The 18,655-nt window shown below is 57.2% G+C and carries 15 protein-coding genes and 2 tRNA genes; 7 read left to right on the top strand and 10 right to left on the bottom strand.

Features of this window, described 5'->3' with window-relative positions; translation table 11 throughout:
• Positions 1-39: 39 nt before the first annotated feature.
• Positions 40-115, top strand: a tRNA-Ala gene (locus tag AC0B60_RS06145).
• A gap of 7 nt (positions 116-122) precedes the next feature.
• Positions 123-198, top strand: a tRNA-Glu gene (locus AC0B60_RS06140).
• An 81-nt stretch (positions 199-279) separates the two neighbouring features.
• On the opposite strand, the gene AC0B60_RS06135 is transcribed toward AC0B60_RS06140, so the two are convergent.
• Positions 280-1,131: a 6-pyruvoyl trahydropterin synthase family protein gene (locus tag AC0B60_RS06135; protein WP_465084874.1), complete on the bottom strand. Its 852-nt coding sequence runs from the start codon at positions 1,129-1,131 to the stop codon at positions 280-282.
• A gap of 107 nt (positions 1,132-1,238) precedes the next feature.
• Between AC0B60_RS06135 and AC0B60_RS06130 the strand changes: the two genes are divergently transcribed.
• Positions 1,239-1,850, top strand: a complete 612-nt coding sequence (locus AC0B60_RS06130) for a nucleotidyltransferase family protein (RefSeq protein ID WP_465084872.1) — start codon at positions 1,239-1,241, stop codon at positions 1,848-1,850.
• On the opposite strand, the gene AC0B60_RS06125 is transcribed toward AC0B60_RS06130, so the two are convergent.
• The 3 genes from AC0B60_RS06125 to AC0B60_RS06115 form a co-directional block, all read right to left on the bottom strand.
• Positions 1,833-2,930 carry a response regulator gene (locus AC0B60_RS06125; protein ID WP_465084870.1) on the bottom strand — a complete coding sequence of 366 codons (1,098 nt, stop codon included), beginning with the start codon at positions 2,928-2,930 and terminating at the stop codon, positions 1,833-1,835. The genes AC0B60_RS06130 and AC0B60_RS06125 overlap by 18 nt on opposite strands.
• Positions 2,931-2,979: 49 nt before the next feature.
• Positions 2,980-4,350 (bottom strand): PEGA domain-containing protein, encoded by a 1,371-nt coding sequence (locus AC0B60_RS06120; protein ID WP_465084868.1) that lies wholly within the window; start codon positions 4,348-4,350, stop codon positions 2,980-2,982.
• A 159-nt stretch (positions 4,351-4,509) separates the two neighbouring features.
• Positions 4,510-5,031, bottom strand: coding sequence for a hypothetical protein (locus tag AC0B60_RS06115; RefSeq protein ID WP_465084866.1), 522 nt, complete (start codon positions 5,029-5,031; stop codon positions 4,510-4,512).
• A 98-nt stretch (positions 5,032-5,129) separates the two neighbouring features.
• Between AC0B60_RS06115 and AC0B60_RS06110 the strand changes: the two genes are divergently transcribed.
• The gene (locus tag AC0B60_RS06110; RefSeq protein ID WP_465084865.1) at positions 5,130-8,054 is read left to right on the top strand and encodes an insulinase family protein; all 2,925 of its coding nucleotides are present in this window, start codon (positions 5,130-5,132) and stop codon (positions 8,052-8,054) included.
• A gap of 35 nt (positions 8,055-8,089) precedes the next feature.
• Here the strand turns inward: AC0B60_RS06110 and ppsR are convergent, their stop codons facing one another.
• Positions 8,090-8,905, bottom strand: a complete 816-nt coding sequence (gene ppsR / locus AC0B60_RS06105; RefSeq protein ID WP_465084864.1) for a posphoenolpyruvate synthetase regulatory kinase/phosphorylase PpsR — start codon at positions 8,903-8,905, stop codon at positions 8,090-8,092.
• Between the two features lie 174 nt (positions 8,906-9,079).
• Here ppsR and ppsA point away from each other — a divergent pair, with 174 nt between their 5' ends.
• On the top strand, positions 9,080-11,452 hold the full coding sequence (gene ppsA / locus AC0B60_RS06100) for a phosphoenolpyruvate synthase (protein WP_465084862.1): 2,373 nt from the start codon (positions 9,080-9,082) through the stop codon (positions 11,450-11,452).
• A gap of 24 nt (positions 11,453-11,476) precedes the next feature.
• Positions 11,477-11,959 carry a ribonuclease E activity regulator RraA gene (rraA, locus tag AC0B60_RS06095; RefSeq protein WP_465084860.1) on the top strand — a complete coding sequence of 161 codons (483 nt, stop codon included), beginning with the start codon at positions 11,477-11,479 and terminating at the stop codon, positions 11,957-11,959.
• 64 nt (positions 11,960-12,023) lie between these two features.
• Here rraA and AC0B60_RS06090 read toward each other — a convergent pair whose 3' ends face one another.
• The 3 genes from AC0B60_RS06090 to AC0B60_RS06080 all read right to left on the bottom strand — a co-directional run bounded on the left by AC0B60_RS06090 (position 12,024) and on the right by AC0B60_RS06080 (position 13,596).
• Positions 12,024-12,326 carry a PilZ domain-containing protein gene (locus tag AC0B60_RS06090; protein ID WP_465084859.1) on the bottom strand — a complete coding sequence of 101 codons (303 nt, stop codon included), beginning with the start codon at positions 12,324-12,326 and terminating at the stop codon, positions 12,024-12,026.
• A gap of 181 nt (positions 12,327-12,507) precedes the next feature.
• Complete coding sequence (locus AC0B60_RS06085) at positions 12,508-13,179, bottom strand: TIGR04211 family SH3 domain-containing protein (RefSeq protein WP_465084857.1); 672 nt, start codon at positions 13,177-13,179, stop codon at positions 12,508-12,510.
• A 117-nt stretch (positions 13,180-13,296) separates the two neighbouring features.
• Positions 13,297-13,596: a YciI family protein gene (locus AC0B60_RS06080; RefSeq protein WP_465084856.1), complete on the bottom strand. Its 300-nt coding sequence runs from the start codon at positions 13,594-13,596 to the stop codon at positions 13,297-13,299.
• 86 nt (positions 13,597-13,682) lie between these two features.
• On the opposite strand from AC0B60_RS06080, the gene AC0B60_RS06075 reads away from it, so the two are divergent.
• Positions 13,683-14,561 carry a PHP domain-containing protein gene (locus AC0B60_RS06075; RefSeq protein ID WP_465084855.1) on the top strand — a complete coding sequence of 293 codons (879 nt, stop codon included), beginning with the start codon at positions 13,683-13,685 and terminating at the stop codon, positions 14,559-14,561.
• Here the strand turns inward: AC0B60_RS06075 and AC0B60_RS06070 are convergent.
• Both AC0B60_RS06070 and rne read right to left on the bottom strand, forming a co-directional pair.
• Positions 14,558-15,097, bottom strand: a complete 540-nt coding sequence (locus AC0B60_RS06070) for a YecA/YgfB family protein (protein WP_465084854.1) — start codon at positions 15,095-15,097, stop codon at positions 14,558-14,560. The two genes, AC0B60_RS06075 and AC0B60_RS06070, sit on opposite strands and share 4 nt — an antisense overlap.
• A gap of 3 nt (positions 15,098-15,100) precedes the next feature.
• On the bottom strand, positions 15,101-18,241 hold the full coding sequence (gene rne / locus AC0B60_RS06065; RefSeq protein WP_465084853.1) for a ribonuclease E: 3,141 nt from the start codon (positions 18,239-18,241) through the stop codon (positions 15,101-15,103).
• Positions 18,242-18,655 lie beyond the last annotated feature (414 nt).

The following is an 18,655-nucleotide window of genomic DNA, read 5'->3' as shown; positions in this document are numbered from 1 at the left end:
ACGCCCTAAGGGTCGATCCTTAATATACGCAGCCGTTGAGGGGCCATAGCTCAGCTGGGAGAGCGCAACACTGGCAGTGTTGAGGTCAGCGGTTCGATCCCGCTTGGCTCCACCAATTTCTAGTCCCCTTCGTCTAGTGGCCTAGGACTCCGCCCTTTCACGGCGGCAACAGGGGTTCGAACCCCCTAGGGGACGCCAATGCGGCTCAACCGGTTTAGTCCACCGGTAAGCCATCAAAAAAACCGCCTTCGGGCGGTTTTTTTGTGTCTAAAGGAAATGTCAGCGGGACGCAATAGCCCCTTTGCCGACGCCTTCATATGCCTTGACCCGAATGGCATCCTCCGGAAACTCGGATTTCAACTGTCCGGCAATATGCGCCGCAATAAGCTCCACAGTAGTATCCGAGTCCAGCATATAAACCCGACTCTCCGGCAATGTCAGCGCAAATTCCCCCTGATTGGCCTCGTATTCAAAGGTTACGTACGCTGTACCGTCTTCGGCCACCCAGCGTTGGGTTACGTCCTCCTCGGAGCCCACGTAGATATCCTGCCACCGCTTGGCCCATTGATTCTCGAGGTTCCGGTCTCTGTGCCCGTTACGGTCAATCCGGATAGGCGAGCGATGCCCGTGGGCAATCCGTTGGCAATTACCCATGTGTTTCTTCAGGCCGTGAACATAATGGTAGTAGGCCCCTTCAATCACATCTTCGCGCAACGCAATGTCCACGTTCGTCACGTTTGCTGGCAACACTGCCCGTAATTCCTGCTCCAACAGCCGGGCAACGGCAGAAGGCACCACACGATCAGAAGATAGCCAAACCACCGCTTCGTCCGGGGAGCGATGAAGAATGTGGGTGCCGTTGGTCAGGTGCCAAGTGAAGCTGTCTGGCTCATCCTCGGTCCACTCAAGCCCTTTGTAGGCTCGAGGTATCACCAGCCGGTGATCCACGCGCTCGTCGATAACCCGTTTGATGGTGCGTTTGACGTTGCTGAAATCAAACACCATACCTTGGTCATCCAGTTCTCCTCCGAGCACGACATCGACAATCCAGCTTTCACCAACGAGGCCCCTGGAAGCATCCAGGTAGGCGAAGTCGATAACCGTCAGATTGTCTACGAAAAGGTGATTCATCGGAGGTGCCCGGAAAGATGAGGTTGATTGATGGGCGGATTCTAGCAAAAATTCGCTAACGCTAGCAGTCTTGCGTGTGTCGCAGGGCAAAAACAAGGGGCAGGTGAGTGGGCCAGGGCAACTCGGATAATCATGATGCGTTTGCAGTACTGGTGCTGGCTGCCGGCGCCTCACGCCGAATGGGGAGGGCCAAGGCGTTGTTGCGGGTGGGTTCCGGTACGCTCCTGGACCATGCTATCGGTCAGGCCAGGCTGCTTGGGGGATCCGTCACGGTGGTCGTCGGTGGCTGGTACCCGCTGGTCCGCTATCGTTGCCGGAGCCACCCGTCTGCATGGGTGATTGCCCAGGAATGGCCGGAAGGGATGTCAGCCTCTTTGAAAGCCGGTGTGGCAAGTCTCGGGCCGGGAGTGAAGGGGGTGTTTGTGGTGCTGCTGGATCAACCACTAATCCCGTCGGATGCGATGCTTGCACTTGCCGAGGTGGCGCGGACGAATCCGTCGCAGCCTGCTGCCGCGGACCTGCGGGGAAAGCCGGGGGCGCCGGCTTACATTCCCCGACGCTTATGGCCCGAAATCATGGCCCTTGAAGGGGATAAGGGAGCCGCTGTCGTGCTGGCACGACATGGCGCGACCCGGCTGCCTATGGCTGGCGCCGAGTCGGACATGGATACGCCCGAGGACTGGCGACGCATCAACAGCGAATCAGCCGAACAGCCCTGATAACCAGGCTATGCCCACTGCAAAAATACCCAGGCTGGCAGCCAGGCCGACGGTGTAGATGCGCGAGGTGGCGGAGCGCTGCTGTGCCACGAACAGGTCAATGGTTCTCTGGGCGATGTCCTCGGCGGTTTCCCGGGAGATTTCGTGGGCCTGTTGGATGGCCTCCGACTGCAGGGTCTGCCAGAACTCGGTATCGATGGTTTGTACGCTGGTTATATGATCCTTGAGTTCCGCCATGTGGTCACTGGTGAAGCCGGTGTTGCGAGAAAGATCTTTGCGCAGATCCGCCAGTTCCCGGCCCAGGTTCAGGTTGACTTCAGCGGCCACGTCGTCACGCAGGTTGCGTGTGCGCTCTTCGATCATATTCATCAACGTGTTCAGGCGTTCCTCAACCGCCGCTTCCTGCTTCTTGCCGGATTCGTCCAGTACCCGCTTGAGATGGTCAAACTGCTCGTCGAACAGCGAACTGAGTAATTCGTGCAGGCGGTTGTTGATGTGAGTTTTTACTGCTGAGCGGGCGATCTGTTCGATCAGATCACTGGTCAGGGGTACAACCTGGGGGCCGCCGTTGTCACTTGCGGGTAGCCCATCCTCGGCTTTTGGTGACATTTCCAGGGAGGCATCGGAGGGAATATCCAGGATATCGTCGTCCGATGTTTTCGGGCCTGCATCCAGTTCCGGCGGTTCGGGCAGGTTGCCTTCGGTCACATCACTGTTGAGTTGGTCGAGAACGAGGCTAAGCCCTTCTGTGTGTGGTGGTTTGGTCAGAATGTTGTAGACACCGAAGTTGCGGGCTTCCTCCATGAACGATGACGATTTCTTGGAGGTGCACATGATGATGGGGATGGCTGCAGTGTCCGGATTGCCCTTGATGGCCTTGATGGCCTCCACACCATTCATCCCCGGCATAAGGTGATCCATGAAAATCACGTCCGGACGCTGGTGGGACCTCAAAAAATCCAATGCCTCCTCCGCCGAGCCGACCATGTTCACTTCCATGTCCCGGCCTTCCAGCAGTTTGCTCAGGGCAAATCGAGCCACTTTCGAGTCGTCTACCAGGAGTGCATTCTTGATCGCCATGTTACAACCTCAACCTTTACAGCGTGTGTGTTCGTTATCGGGCGGGTGTTTACCAGCCTTCAAGTGTCGGGCATTGGGTCGCCCGGTAGCTTTTCTCCCGATAACAAACACCGGGCTCCTTGGTCCGGGCGGTAAATATCTCCCCGGCTGCTGTCGTCAGGCGGACTTGTCCGTAGGGCTCGCCGTACCGGAAGGTCGCCTCAATCGAACTGCCATTGGGGTTCAGTAGCAGCCCCTTGCCGTGGAACGAACCTTCAATATACTGACCTTCGTATTTTTTTCCATCGGCAAAGACTTCCTTGCCTTTGCCGTGGAACTCGCCGTTGGAGAACGCCCCTTCGTAGTGGCGTCCATCCGGATAGGTGAGGGTGCCTTCGCCGTGAAACTCATCTTCCTTGAAACCGCCAACATAGAGCATGCCGTCTGACGTGGTCAGCGAACCATGCCCGTTGAGCCTGCCTCCTGACCATTGCCCGGTGAGAATGTCGCCATTGGCCATGGTGAGCGTGCCCTGGCCGTCAAACTGATCGTTGCGGAACTGGCCGGTGTAGCGGGTTTCGTCTGCGTCTCGCCAAGTGCCCTCGCCATGACGCTGGCCTTCCTGCCAGTCGCCTTCATAGCGGCTGCCATCCGGGTGCCAGGCTGTGCCCTTGCCATCAAACTCGCCGTCTACGAAGTGCCCCTCATACCGAAGGCCGTCGGCGTCTTCATAAGTGCCATCGCCGGTTTTAACTCCGCCAACCCAGTTGCCGTTTCGGTACTCCACCCTTGTATAAGCCTCCAGTTTGCCCACCAGGGTTTTTTCATTGCCCGCGGCGATTGCCACAGTTTGTTGCCAGGGCCTGTAACCTTCCTTGCGAATGGTGACGTCGTATTTGCCCGGTTCGAGTTCCAGGTCCAGCCGCGTGGCCCCATGGTCCTTGCCATCAATGGTGACGTTATCGTCGACGACATTGGAGCGCAGTATCAGCAGTCCGGTTGTAGGGGGCTCTGGCGCATCGCGTCGGGTGTCGGTTTCCGGCATGGCCGATGCTGGTTCCGCCATTGCCAGCATCTTGGGGTCTTCCGGCAGGTCGGGAACGGAAAAAGGTTTGGCGTTAATGCGGCTGGCACCGGAGACGGTCGCGGAATCGTCGCCTGACGGCTCTCCGGATGCAGCCAGGGCATCGCTTTCCAAAGGCAATTCGAGGTTGTCTTCGGCTACGTCTTCCCTGGTATCCGGTTGGTAAAGTTCGTCCGGGCGCTGTGCCTCCGCTGGGGTATCACTGGAAACACGGGTGATGGTCTCCTCGGTGTTCGGTACGCTGGCTACTGTTTTCACGTCCCGGTGCAAGTCATCGCGGACGGACGCAAAGCCCGCCGTCACCAGAAGCATCAGTGCCAGTGCGTTGACAAACAGGAGGGGCCTGAAATCGACCATGGACAACCTCTCAATTCTGCATTCGTGTTACTGCCAATATCCGGCCCGTTTCATTGTCGTTGTTGAGCGGGGTTCAGGAATGACACCGCTTCATCTTACCCAGTCGGAGCAATGTTATGTAACAGAAAGTCACTGAAGTTCACGAGAATGCAGGACAAATCACACTTTGTCCGGAAGCTGGTCATGGTTGAGTTGTTCCCAGGAGCGCATGTAGACGTCTGCTTCATAGTCGTAAGGGGATCTAAACGGCGTTAATACAAAATCGAACACCAGAAAAAAGAATCCGATTGACGCCCAGGCGATGACGAGTGTACTCAGGGTATTGGCCTGAATTTCCGGATTGGCGTCGACGAACCCTTCGAGCAAAGGGATCAGGTCGGACGCCATGACCACCGGGTTGAAGCTGGAAAGTACAAATGGCACCCAGAACGCGATGAAAACCGGAAAGAAACCGAAGGACCAAAGCACCCGGCGAAGCAGATACATGCCGATGGCCCGCCAGTATCGCTGCCTTATTTCCGGGACGCGGCGTATACGCTCCAGGTAGTGGCGACGCTCGGCCCAGTAGGCGGCCACTTCCGGAGCGTGGATGGCGCGGCGATTGCCGGTAGCCTTGTGGGCGGTTTTGGCCGCCTTGGGCGGGGTATCCGGTGTCTGGATGCCATGGGGGTCGGTGGTCATGGAGTTGGGTGCTGCCTTGTGGCTTCTGGTTAGTGCATGATAATAGAAAGTACGTGTTACCCTACAATCCCCATTTAGTTAAAGACAGGACAGTTTGAATGGCTGCAGTGATCGAAAACACCGTCCATCCGGCCTTTGAAAAGCTTCGCAGTCACCGGATCAGCACGCTGAACGTGACGGTCGAGGAATACCGTCATCGCAAAACCGGTGCCCGGCACTTGCACCTGGCGGCGGACAACGATGAGAACGTGTTCTTTGTGGCCCTGCGAACCTTCCCCATGGACTCCACCGGTGTTGCTCATATCCTGGAGCATACGGCGCTGTGTGGCAGCGAGCGTTTTCCGGTGCGCGACCCGTTTTTCATGATGATTCGACGGTCCCTGAACACCTTTATGAATGCCTTTACCAGCAGTGATTGGACGGCTTACCCCTTCGCCAGCATGAACCGCAAGGATTTCGACAATCTGTTGACGGTTTATCTGGATTCGGTGTTCTTCTCATCTCTGGATCCGCTGGATTTCGCGCAGGAAGGTCACCGCCTCGAATTCGATACGCCTGACGATCCGTCCACCGACCTGGTCTACCGTGGTGTGGTGTACAACGAAATGAAGGGCGCGATGAGTGCGCCCACCTCACAGCTGTGGCAGAACCTGTCCAGCCACCTTTTCCCGACGACGACGTATCACTACAACAGCGGCGGTGAGCCGGACCATATTGTGGATCTGAGCTACGACGATTTGCTGCGCTTCTACCGCCATCACTACCATCCCAGCAACGCGATCTTTGCAACCTACGGGGATATTCCGGCCCACGAGCATCATGAACGCTTTGAAGAGCTGGCCCTGAAGCGGTTTGATCGCCTGGATGTGGAGTTGCCGGTGCGGGATGAGAAGCGGATGTTCTCACCGGTGCGCGTCGACCAGAGCTACGCCGTTAGTGAAGGCGAGGAAACTGGCGAAAAGACCCACATCGTGATGGGCTGGTTATTGGGCCACAGCTTTGACCTGCAGGAAAACCTGGAAGGGCAGTTGCTCGCCAGTGTTCTCCTGGAAAACAGTGCGTCGCCTCTGATGCGAGCTCTTGAAACCACCGACATTGGTCACTCGCCGTCTCCGATGTGCGGTCTGGAAGATTCCAATCGTGAAATGACCTTCGTCTGCGGCATTGAGGGCAGTGACCCGGACAAGCAGGACGACCTTGAAGCGCTGATCGAACAGACGTTGGCCAAGGTAGTGGAAGAGGGCGTCAGTGAGGATCGCCTGGAAGCCATTCTGCACCAGTTGGAGTTGCACCAGCGTGAGATCGCCGGTGACAGCTTCCCGTACGGTCTGCAACTGATCATGACCGCGATTTCGCCAATGGTCCATGGCGGAGATCCGGTTGAACTCCTGGATCTGGAGCCGGTGCTGGCCGATATGCGGGAAAAAATCCGCGATCCCCAGTATGTGCCCGGCCTGATCCGCCGCAAACTGCTGGAAAACCCGCATCGCGTCACCCTGACACTGCGCCCGGACGACAAGCTGGAAAGCCGTCGCCAGGCCGCCATTCGCGATGCCCTTGCCCACCGCAAGGCATCGTTGACCGACGAAGAAGTGCGCCAGATAATTGAGCGCGCCCAGGCCCTGGAAGAGCGGCAGACGCGGAAAGATGATGATTCCATCCTGCCGAAGGTAGACCTGACCGATGTTCCCCTGCAGTTGCCGGAACCTGAAGCGCGGTTCGCCAGTGACATGCCTGCGACCATTTATGCCCGTGGCACCAATGGTCTGGTGTACGAGCAGGTGATCCTGCCGGTACCGAACCTGACCGAGGAAGAACTGTTGTTGCTGCCGTACTACACCACCCTGATTCCGGAAGTGGGGTGCGGCGAGTTGGATTACCTGCAGATGCAGGACCGTATCTCGGCCGAATCCGGTGGCATCAGTGCGTCATTCTCCGCCAAAGGGCAAATCGACGATGTGCAGAATCTTGAGGGATATATCGTCTTCAATGGCAAGGCGCTGGCTCGAAACCGCGAGGCGTTGACTCGCCTGCTGAACGACGTCTTTAATGGCGCCCGGTTTGATGAGAAGGAGCGTGTGCGTGAGCTGATTGCCCAGATTCGTTCCCGCCGCGAGCAGGCGGTTACAGGCAGTGGCCATGCTTTGGCCATGGGGGCGGCATCGCAGGGAATCAGTCCGGGTGCGTGGCTGTCGTTCCGTCTTGGTGGCCTGGAGGCTATCCGTGGCGTTAAGGCGCTCGATAAGTCCCTCAGCGATCCGGCCGAGCTCGACAGGTTATGTGAGCGGCTTGCCGCGCTGCACGAACGTATTCGGAACCAGTCTCGTCAATTCCTGCTGATCGGTGAGGAAGAGCAGTTGGACCCGATGCTGACGGAAATGAAGACCGTTTGGGGCGACTCCGGTGCGGGAGAGGAAGCAGCCTGGAAGCTTGAGCCCGTAAGTTACCAAGCGCGCCAGGCGTGGTTAACGTCAACCCAGGTGAACTTCTGTGCCAAAGCCTACAGCACGGTTGCGATCGACCATCAGGACGCAGCGGCACTGACCGTGTTGGGCGGTTTTCTGCGCAACGGCTACCTGCACCGGACCATCCGCGAAAAGGGTGGCGCCTATGGTGGTGGTGCTGGCCAGGACAGCGTGAACGGCACCTTCCGTTTCTTTTCCTACCGCGATCCGCGGTTAGGCGACACGCTGGAGGATTTTGACAACGCCCTGGAATGGCTGCAAACGGAGCAACACGATCCCCAGGAACTGGAAGAGTCCATCCTCGGCGTGATTGGGCAACTGGATCGCCCACGGTCTCCGGCGGGAGCTGCCCGCCATGCCTTCCATAACCGTCTTTTCGGCCGCACACCGGAGCAACGTGCGCGTTTCCGGGAGCGGGTGCTGGCGGTGAGTCTGGACGATATGAAGCGTGTGGCCCGCGAGTGGCTGACGCCGGACAGTGCCAGTGTGGCGGTTGTTACCAGCTTCGAGAATCGCGACGCTGCTGAAGCTCTGGGGCTGGACATTCAGGAGCTGTAAAGCGCCTGCCTGAACGTAACGAGGAAGCGGAAGGCCTATCGGTTCCGCTTGAGCCCGGTGCTGACCATAATGCGCGTAGAGATTTCTTCCACGGAATACGCCGTCGTGTTGAGGTAGGGGATTCTTTCACGGCGATACATCAGCTCAATTTCCTCGATTTCATGCATGCATTGCTTCATGGATGAGTAGCGGGAGTTTGGGCGGCGCTCATTACGAATGGTGGCCAACCGCTCTGGCTCAATGGTCAGACCGAAGATTTTTTCCTTGTGAGGGCGCAGAGCTGCAGGCATCTTCTGGTCGTCCAGATCTTCCTCGGTGATGGGGTAGTTGGCCGCCTTAACACCATATTGCAGGGCCAGGTAGAGGCAAGTTGGTGTCTTGCCGCTGCGGGAGGCGCCTACCAGAATCAGGTCTGCCTCATCGTAATGACGTGTTCGGGCGCCGTCATCGTTATCCAGCGCGAAATTGACGGCATGGATGCGCCGTTCGTAACTGCCTTCGTTGTTGATGGCGTGTGACTTGCCAACGGTGTAGGAGGACGATGACTGTAGCTCCTGTTCCAATGGATTCAGAAAAGTACCGAAGATATCCACCATGAAACCGTTCGCGCCGGCAATCACATCACGGATATCGCTATTGACAATGGTGTCGAAAACCAGCGGCCGCATGCCATCGATTTCCTCCGCTTTATTGATACGCTTAACCATCTCCCGGGCTTTGTCAGCGTCATCAATATATGGCACCGTTATGCGTTCAAACTCGATTTTTTCAAATTGTGCCAGAAGGCTGTGCCCCAAGGCTTCGGCGGTCAGGCCGGTGCCATCGGATATAAAGAAAGCGGTTCGTTTCATGGTGTGCGGTCCGGCTCCGTATTTGGCGGCTACCCTAGGTAATTTCCACAGGTTACAGTATCATACACGCCAAGTTCGAGAGCCCGCAGTGGAGAATGCAGTATTTGCAGGGTTGAAATCAGCCCCACCTGTCCGGTTTGGCTCTTTGCTACAATGAATCAAGGGAGACACGCTTTGGAAGATTACATTATCTGGTTTGATCACCTGGGAATGTCAGACGTTGACCGGGTAGGGGGAAAGAATGCCTCCCTCGGTGAAATGATCAGTAATCTTGCCAACGCAGGTGTTACCGTTCCGGGTGGCTTTGCAACAACCGCCCACGCTTACCGTGAGTTCCTGGCCAAAGACGGTCTTCGTGAAAAGATCGACACCGCTCTGGACGCCCTGGACATCAACGATGTGAACGAGTTAGCGCGAGTTGGCTCCGAAATTCGCCAGTGGATTCTCGACACGCCGTTTCCGGATGCGCTGGAGAAGCCGCTTGCAGACGCCTATGCAAAGCTACGCAGTGGCAACGACAACCTGGCGGTGGCGGTGCGTTCCTCAGCTACCGCAGAAGATCTGCCAGATGCGTCATTTGCTGGCCAGCAGGAGACCTTCCTTAACGTTGTGGGTCTGGAGCAGGTACGGACATCAGTAAAGGAGGTTTTCGCCTCTCTGTTCAATGACCGCGCCATTTCCTATCGCGTCCACCACGGTTTTGATCACAAGCAGGTGGCATTGTCTGCGGGTATCCAGAAAATGGTGCGCAGTGAGACTGCTGCCAGTGGGGTTATGTTTACTCTGGACACGGAATCCGGTTTCCGGGATGTCGTGTTTATCACTGGCTCCTACGGCCTGGGCGAAACAGTAGTGCAGGGTGCCGTGAACCCCGATGAATTTTACGTTCACAAACCCACCCTCACTGCGGGTAAGCCTGCCGTTCTGCGTCGCAACCTGGGCAGCAAGGCCATCAAGATGGTTTATCACACTGACCCCGCCGCAGAGCAGTTTGTGGAAACGGTAAAGGTTGAACAGGACGATCGTAATCGCTTCTGTATCACCGACGCGGAAGTGGAAGAATTGGCCAAGCAGGCCATGATTATCGAAAAGCACTACCAGCGCCCGATGGATATCGAGTGGGCGAAAGACGGTGACGATGGCCGCATCTACATTGTGCAGGCCCGCCCTGAAACGGTTAAGAGCCGTACCTCGGCCAACGTCATGGAGCGCTACCTGCTCAACGAAACCGGCACCATCCTGGTGGAGGGCCGAAGTATCGGCCACAAAATTGGCAGTGGACCAGTCAAAATTGTTAATAGCATCAAGGAGATGGATCGAGTCCAGGCGGGTGATGTTCTCGTTACGGACATGACCGACCCGGACTGGGAACCGGTGATGAAGCGGGCGTCCGCCATTGTCACCGATCGCGGTGGGCGCACCTGCCACGCGGCGATTATTGCGCGTGAGCTTGGTATCCCGGCCGTGGTGGGGTGTGGTGATGCCACGGAAATACTGAAAGACGGCCAGGACGTGACCGTGTCCTGCGCCGAAGGCGACACCGGAATGATCTACGAGGGCAGCCTGGATTTCGAGCTGAAAGAGAACACGGTCGACTCCATGCCCGCTATTCCGTTCAAGATCATGATGAACGTGGGCAACCCGGACCGGGCCTTCGACTTCCAGGCACTGCCTAACGAAGGTGTCGGACTGGCTAGGCTCGAATTTATCATTAACCGCATGATTGGCGTGCACCCTAAGGCGCTGCTGAATTTTGACGGTCTGCCGAGGGATATTCGCCAGACGGTGGAGAAGCGTATTTCCGGGTACAGCTCGCCAGTGGACTTCTACGTTGACAAGCTGGTCGAGGGAATATCCACTCTTGCCGCCGCCTTTGCGCCCAAGAAAGTGATTGTTCGCCTGTCGGATTTTAAATCCAATGAATACGCTAACCTGATCGGCGGTACCCTTTACGAGCCTGACGAAGAAAACCCGATGCTGGGCTTTCGTGGTGCTTCCCGGTATATCTCCGAAACCTTCCGCGATTGTTTTGAGCTTGAATGTCGGGCCCTGAAGAAAGTTCGTAATGAAATGGGGCTGACAAACGTTGAGATCATGGTGCCGTTTGTCCGCACAGTGGGTGAGGCGGAGCAGGTGGTCAACCTGCTGGCGGAGAACGGCCTCAAGCGTGGCGAGAACGGGTTGCGCGTGATTATGATGTGCGAGCTTCCCGCCAACGCCCTGCTGGCTGAGCAGTTCCTGGAGCACTTTGACGGTTTCTCGATCGGTTCTAACGACCTGACCCAGTTGACCCTGGGGCTGGACAGGGATTCCGGCATCATTGCCCACCTGTTCGACGAACGGAATGACGCCGTCAAGGCATTATTGGCCAGTGCTATCCAGGCCTGCAAGAAGGCCAACAAGTACATTGGTATCTGCGGTCAAGGGCCATCGGATCATCCTGATCTGGCCAAGTGGTTGATGGATCAGGGCATTGATTCTGTGTCGCTGAACCCGGACTCAGTGCTGGATACCTGGTTCTTCCTTGCTGACGAGAAAATTGACTGACCATTTCGAAAAAGGAGTGCGCGCGTGCCTATCGTAACCCCCGATTTGTGTGACGATTACCCCGAAATCCTGGTGGTAGAGCCAGGTTTTCGCAACTTTGGTGGCGTGGACGCCTTCGGGGGCGAAATCGTGACGGTGAAATGCTTCGAGGACAACTCCATCGTTAAGGAGCAGGTTGCTCTGCCGGGTAACGGTCGTGTGATGGTTGTCGATGGTGGCGGATCAAAGCGGGCTGCTCTGCTGGGTGACATGCTGGCCGAGAAGGCGGCGGATAATGGTTGGGCGGGCCTGGTGATCTATGGCTGCATTCGCGATGTGGATGTCATCGGAAAGACAGCTCTGGGGGTGCAGGCGCTGGGTGCGCATCCGCGCAAGACCGAGAAACGGGGAGTGGGTGATCTGGACGTACCGGTCACCTTCGGAGGCGTGACCTTCCAACCCGGCCATTACATCTATGCAGATAACAACGGCATCGTGGTTTCCGAAACGTCACTGAAGATCAACTGATGCAGCCGTTTGCCCGGTAGTCCCTCTAATCACTACCGGGCTATATTCCAACTGACTGCCCCGGTCAGCGTTTTACCTTTACAATTTCCATCCCCACGAGAAATCCATCCCCGTCTGGAACGCAGCGTAGCACTCGGCAGACCGTTTCGAATGGTGGAAACTGCTCGCTGGTGGAAGGTAGAAGGGTGTGTATTTCATCCCCTTCGGCAAACGCCCTTTCCACATAAAGCTGCATGCCCGTGCCGCTGAGATCCCGGCAAATGCCAGGAATCGCGACGCCCTTGCTGTCCGTGAGTTCGATTTCCGAGTTCATCGTCATGCGATGGAAATCGCGTTTTTCTGAATAGTCCTTCATGGTTTCAGACATCCCGGCACCTCGCGGTTGTTGTTTTGTTAGTTATAAATGCTAAGGGCTGAAGCGTCAAAGAATTCATGGGAATAAAAATTCGGGAAACCCTTATATTTAGTATTTAGGTTTCCCGAATGGCACTATATGTAGGTTTTGGGCGGAGCGCTCTGTCCGAGGCCTCCTGGTGTGAGGAGGTGGTTTATGCCCAGTTGTCCGTTTTCTTTGAAGGTTTGAGTAACGGGATTACAAGGGCCAGGATCACGCCGAGAAGCACAAGGGCTGCGCTCAGAAGCATGAAGTCGGATTCTTTTTTGGCTTCCAAACGCTCCTTTTCTGCGGTGAGTACTTCCAAGTCGTTGCGCAGCTTCTGGTTTTCTTCACGAAGTTCACTATTCCGGCGATTCAGGTTGATCGAGTCGGAGGCCACTTCCTTGATGTTGCGAAGCTCCTCGCTAAGGCGCCCGGAACGAGCCTCCAGCGACTCTTCTGAGCTCCTGAGTTCGTTCCGCTCACTGGTGACATCCTCAAGCTGCGTCTTGAGATTACTCAGTTCATTGCGGGCTTGTTCCAGTTGCCGGTTGGTGGCTTCCAGACGCTGGCGTGCAATAGGGGTGTCAGTGAGATAGCGTGACACCATCCAGCCCTCTATCCCGTCCGGTGTGCGCACCCGGCTGTATCCTGATTCCGATGTTTCCAGCAGTTCAAGCGAAGTCCCGCTCCGGACTCCTGAATGAAGGATGCGGTACTGTGTTCCTTCACCGCTTCGGATCGGAGCGTAGAGCGTATCCTCGACATAAACGGTTCTGGCGTGGGCGGAGGTTGCAGCCACCATCAAAATGATAATGCAGGTAATCAGACGTAAAGGCGTCACTGGTTTTATTCCCTGGAACAGCGATTTAAGGCGCAATTTTGTCATAGATGCCGGGTCATACAAGGTGGAGTTCATTACAAAAAGCTCATGGTGCCAGGCGCAGACGGCTATGTGCCTTCAAGGCAGTACTGCCTTGAAGGGTTTGACGGTCACTTTCTGGTACACGCCTGCATCCACGTAGGGGTCGGCATCAGCCCAGGCTTGGGCTGATGCCAGCGAATCAAATTCGGCCACAACCAGACTGCCGGTGAATCCCGCATCACCCGGTTCCGGTGTATCCAGGGCCGGGTGGGGGCCCGCGACCAGAAGACGGCCTTCGTCCCTGAGCAGTTTGAGTCGTTCAATGTGGGCAGGGCGGGCAGAGGTTCTGAGTGGCAGGCTGCCTTCGACATCCTCGCTGATGATGGCGTAGTACATGATAATCTCCGGATATTTACTGACACAGTGTAATACCTGACTGGTACACTGGCGTTGATGGTATTTACTCTGAAATCGGAAAAGATGTGACTATAACTCAAGAAGCTGACTTCTGCATTGATCTGCATTGCCACACAACGGCATCCGACGGTGCGTTGCCACCAAGGGAATTGATCGCACGCGCACACGCGAAAGGCGTCACCCACCTTGCGGTGACAGATCACGACACCATTGCCGGACTTGAAGAAGCATCGGAGGCGGCGAGGGAAACGGGCATTACTCTGATCGCCGGTACTGAGCTGTCCTGTCTCTGGAAAAGTCACACCATACACGTGGTCGGGCTTGATTTTGACAGTGATGACAACCGTCTGAAGCAGGCGCTGGAGCGGCAGAACACGAATCGTTGGTCCCGTGCCCGCACGATTACCGACAAACTTTCGAAACTGAAAATTGAAAACCTGCTTGAGAAAGCAACCGACAGGGCGGGTGGCGATGTGCCTGGGCGTCCTCATTTTGCCAGGGTGCTGGTGGAAGAGGGGGCGGTGAAGGATATCGCGCAGGCGTTCAAGCGCTACCTCGGAGCCGGCAAAGCGGGAGATGTAAAGGGCTTCTGGCCTGAACTACCGGAGGTTGTCAGGTGGATTACCGAGGCTGGAGGTGTGGCCGTGCTGGCCCATCCCAGGAAGTATAAGCTTACGGCGACAAAACTGCGGGCGCTCGTTGCCGACTTTCGTCAGGCGGGAGGCCGGAGTATCGAGGTATCAACCTCGGGGCAGTCCAGTGGGGATCTGGGCTTTTTGGCGGAATTGTGTCGTCGGGAGAGCCTGCTTGCCTCCCAGGGTAGCGACTTCCATTTTCCCGGTGCACCCTGGTGTGAGCTTGGGGCGATCATGAAAATGCCAGACGGGCTTGAGCCTGTCTGGCATCATTTCAAACAACCGGCAGGGGTTCCCGCAGCGGTTTAATCCGGTGCGTGGAACAGCAGGTATAGGTCGGTCAGCGAGTCCGGGATGGCGTCCGCCATTTGTCGGGACAGTTTCTCGCTGTTGCGAACATTCTGGAAGTCTTCATCTTCGAACAGCCCGGACAATGTGAGCATCGGCACCAGCAGGTCGGCGGTTTCTTCTTCGCCGGCTTCCAGCCAGGCTTCCTCATTCTCGAGGAAGGTGTCCACGAACCCGGCACACCAGTTCTCCAGTGCATTCATCGGATCGCCATCTTCAGGTTCTGGCAACTCCAGAGGCTGGCCCAAGTCCAGTGCGTGGGCCATGTCCTTGCCGAGCTGCTCAACAGTCTGGCGAAACACATCCGGAACCTGGCCACCGGGCGCTTGTTCAGCGCCTGTGGCCAGCCTGAAGATATCCTCAGTGCTCAAGGATGCCGGGCCTACCACGCTGGCGCAGACAACCCCATGCAAACCGAAGAAGTCCAGGGCTTCATCGCCCCAGGGTTCTGCGAAAAGGATGTCTTCCAGCGCTTCGATGTCCGAATCTGATAGCATTCCTCAGTTACTCCCGGCCTTTTTGGCCTCTTCGGCTGCCCGCTGACGCTTACGGACTTCCCTCGGATCATTGTAGGCGCGGCCCGGGGTTACCGGTACATCCACCTGCTCACTCGGCTGTTCTTGCTCGGCGGCGGGCCCAATTGCCTTCTCTTCGGGCTTTTGCTTTTCCTCTGCCTGGGCAACCGCGACGTCCGGTTCCGCAGCTGGTTTGCTGGGGGCTTCCTTCGCTTCTTCGGCGGTATCCGCTGCCGCCGCTTCCGGCTGGTTCGCCGGGGTAGCGGTTTCGGGCTGTTCCGCTTTCTCTGCTTTGATCGTCGAAGGCTCGGCATCAGCAACGCTGTCGGCCCTGGATTCTGCCTTGGGTTTGGTGTCAGCGTCTGTTGGTTGTGGTTTGGCTTCCACTTCCTGCTCGGGTGCTTCAGGCACGGGGGCCCCTTTTTCCGGAGTCGCCGTTTCAGCCTTGTCGGCCGTCGCATCTGCATCTGCATTGGCGGTTTCGGCTTTCTTCTCAGCGGGCTTCCTGGGCGACCGGCGTGGTCGGGCAGGGCGTTTCGGCTTCTCCTCGACACCGGTGTCGGCGTCGGATGTCACCGAATCTTTGCCAGCGGTGTCCGGCTGATCGGTCTTCGCGGCAACGGAGGTTTCCGACTTCGGCTGTTTTTCAGGCGTTTCTGTAGACTCTGGACCACCAGTCGTTGGTTCAGCGGGTTTCTCCGCCGGTTTTTCAGCCGGTGCCTCCGTTGCGCCCTCTGCTGTCTTAACCTCGACAGATTTTTTGGGCACGCTTTCCGCCGGCTTGGGCTCTGCCGTATTGGCCGCCGCTACGTCCGGTTTCCCAGCGGGTTGAACGGCAGGTTGTTTGTCTGTCTGTTCCTCCGGCTGGGTATCCTTCTGGTGCTTCTCGCTGCGAGCGGATTTTCGATCTGCCGGTGTGGACGCTGGGTTTTCGGCAGGGGAACCGTCGCGATTACGATTGCGTCTTGGTTTACGACGTTTTTCATCGGAACCGGACTTTTCGGCGGCAGTGCTCTTCTGGGTGCTGGTGTCCTGCTGCTCCTTCTGGTCCCTGGCTTGGGGCTTGTTGCGCCCTTGTCCACGTCCCTGGCTCTGAGGTTGGCCGTCTTTGCGATTGCTGTCCCTGCGGCTGTCAGTAGGCTTGTCGGTACCGCTCTGCTGGCCTTGGACGTCTCCCCGATTGCGGTTCGCGCCTCGGTTGCGTCCCCGGTTGTCATCGCTGCGGCTGCTATCGCCACGATTAGCGCCGGGCTGGCGGCGCTCAGCACCGCTACGATTGCCGGAGCGGTTGTCATCACGGGCTACCCTTGATTTGCGGCGGTCCTGGCGGCCCTGAGAGCGTCGGTCGTCACGGTTGGAGCCTGTGGGCTGCTCCTGTTTCGCCGGTGGTTCTCCGATGACTTCCTCACCGCTGAAGAAGTCGGCGATCTTGCGACCAAGTTTGCCGAACAGGCCTTCGGTCTGTTCGGTTGATGTCTCTTGCTTCGCCTTTTCCGGGGCAGGGGCGGGTGCGGGTGCAGCCGCACGAATGGCCTTCACCGCTGCTTGTTCGCGAGCCGGTGGCTGTGCAGCGGGGGCCTCGAAGATTTCCTCTTCCCGTTCACTGTACTCCTGGGCTACCTGGTAGCTCGATACATGCTCCACGCCGGTTTCGTCGTCACGCATACGTAGGATTTCGAAGTGCGGTGTTTCCATGTGAGGTGCGGGTACGACCACCAACTCGACTTCCTGGCGCGCTTCGATGTCGGCCAACTGTTTGCGCTTCTCGTTCAGCAGGAACGTGGCGACGGCGACGGGCACCACGGCGCGAACCTGACCGGTCTTTTCTTTGGAAGACTCCTCGTAGATCAGGCGCATGATGCTCAGGGCCAGAGACTCGATGCCCCGGATGGTGCCCTGGCCTTCACAGCGAGGACAGACTTCGCTACGGGTCTCGCCCAGTGATGGGCGCAAACGCTGGCGTGACATTTCGAGCAGACCAAAGCGGGAAATTTTGCCCACCTGGACTCGGGCGCGGTCGATTTCCAGTGCTTCGCGCATCTTCTGTTCGACTTCCCGCTGGTGCTTGGCCGGGGTCATGTCGATAAAGTCGATCACGATCAAACCGCCCATATCCCTGAGGCGCAGTTGGCGGGCAATCTCTTCCGCCGCTTCCAGATTGGTCTGCAGCGCGGTTTCCTCAATATCGTGGCCCTTGGTGGCACGGGAGGAGTTGATGTCGATGGACACCAGCGCTTCGGTGGGATCGATCACGATGGAGCCGCCGGAGGGCAGCTTCACTTCACGCTGGAAAGCGGTCTCGATCTGGCCTTCGATCTGGTAACGGCTGAACAGGGGGATTTCGTCCTTGTACAGCTTGATCTTGTTTTCGAACGAGGGCATAACGGCACGAACGAAGTTCAGTACGTCCTCGTAAACCGTTCCGGCGTCAATCAGCACTTCACCAATGTCCTGGCGAAGATAGTCACGTACAGCGCGGATAATGACATTGCTTTCCTGGTGAATCAGGAATGGCGCCTTGCGCTCGCCGGCGGCCTGGGTAATGGCTTCCCAGAACTGAACGAGGTAGTCCAGGTCCCACTGCAGCTCTTCGGTGGTGCGGCCGATGCCGGCGGTGCGAACAATGATGCCCATGGACTTGGGCACCTGTACGTCGTTCATGGCCTCTTTCAGCTGTGCTCGCTCATCCCCTTCAATGCGACGGGAGATACCGCCGGCCCGGGGGTTGTTCGGCATCAGCACGAGATAGCGGCCGGCAAGGGAGATGAAAGTGGTGAGGGCGGCACCCTTATTGCCACGCTCTTCCTTGTCCACCTGAATGATGACTTCCTGGCCTTCAGCAACCACATCCTTGATGTTGATCTTGCCTTCAATCTGGCCAGGTGATTTCTTGAAATACTCCTTGGAGATTTCCTTGAGAGGGAGGAATCCGTGGCGTTCCGCGCCGAAGTCTACGAAGGCAGCTTCCAGGCTGGGCTCTACACGAGTAATGCGCCCCTTGTAGATATTGGCCTTTTTCTGCTCGCGGGAGCTGGATTCGATGTCGAGGTCAAACAGGCGCTGGCCGTCAACCAGGGCTACGCGCAACTCTTCGGGATGAGTCGCATTGATTAGCATTCTTTTCATGGAAAGAAATGGTTCCTGTCGTTTGGTTTGGACAGAAAACCTGGGGAATAGCATCAGCGAAGCAGAACTTGCGTGCCGCGGGCCCCTTGTAACAGGGGTGATCCGGCGGCCAGACGAATCAGATCCCTGCGGGGGATTTTCCCGGGGTTCCGAGGCCACCGCCGACGGTTCGCCTGCCTGTGGGCAGGAAAGAGTCGCTTAGGGTCAGAGTCTGTTGGCGCATGTTATCCGTTTTCAGGTTCACGCGGGTGCCTGGGTCTCACGTCGTATTCGTATGCTGGACGGCCCGGCCCTGCGTGCTGGTAATGATTCTTCGCGATGTCGCCCGACGGTTTTCCGTACGGTTTCTTGTTCCCCCGGCTTTCGGACAGTCACTGTAGTCAGCGTCTTCCGTTTTGATCCGGGAGGATTTCA

This window comes from Marinobacter sp. V34, from assembly GCF_055524115.1.
This window is presented reverse-complemented; position numbering and strand designations above follow the sequence as displayed.

Bases quoted from the DNA above. Each gene is read 5' to 3' on its own strand.
- AC0B60_RS06135 (WP_465084874.1), bottom strand. From the start codon at position 1,131: ATGAATCACCTTTTCGTAGACAATCTGACGGTTATCGACTTCGCCTAC.
- AC0B60_RS06125 (WP_465084870.1), bottom strand. From the start codon at position 2,930: ATGGCGATCAAGAATGCACTCCTGGTAGACGACTCGAAAGTGGCTCGA.
- AC0B60_RS06120 (WP_465084868.1), bottom strand. From the start codon at position 4,350: ATGGTCGATTTCAGGCCCCTCCTGTTTGTCAACGCACTGGCACTGATG.
- AC0B60_RS06115 (WP_465084866.1), bottom strand. From the start codon at position 5,031: ATGACCACCGACCCCCATGGCATCCAGACACCGGATACCCCGCCCAAG.
- AC0B60_RS06110 (WP_465084865.1), top strand. From the start codon at position 5,130: ATGGCTGCAGTGATCGAAAACACCGTCCATCCGGCCTTTGAAAAGCTT.
- ppsR (WP_465084864.1), bottom strand. From the start codon at position 8,905: ATGAAACGAACCGCTTTCTTTATATCCGATGGCACCGGCCTGACCGCC.
- AC0B60_RS06090 (WP_465084859.1), bottom strand. From the start codon at position 12,326: ATGTCTGAAACCATGAAGGACTATTCAGAAAAACGCGATTTCCATCGC.
- AC0B60_RS06080 (WP_465084856.1), bottom strand. From the start codon at position 13,596: ATGTACTACGCCATCATCAGCGAGGATGTCGAAGGCAGCCTGCCACTC.
- AC0B60_RS06070 (WP_465084854.1), bottom strand. From the start codon at position 15,097: ATGCTATCAGATTCGGACATCGAAGCGCTGGAAGACATCCTTTTCGCA.
- rne (WP_465084853.1), bottom strand. From the start codon at position 18,241: ATGAAAAGAATGCTAATCAATGCGACTCATCCCGAAGAGTTGCGCGTA.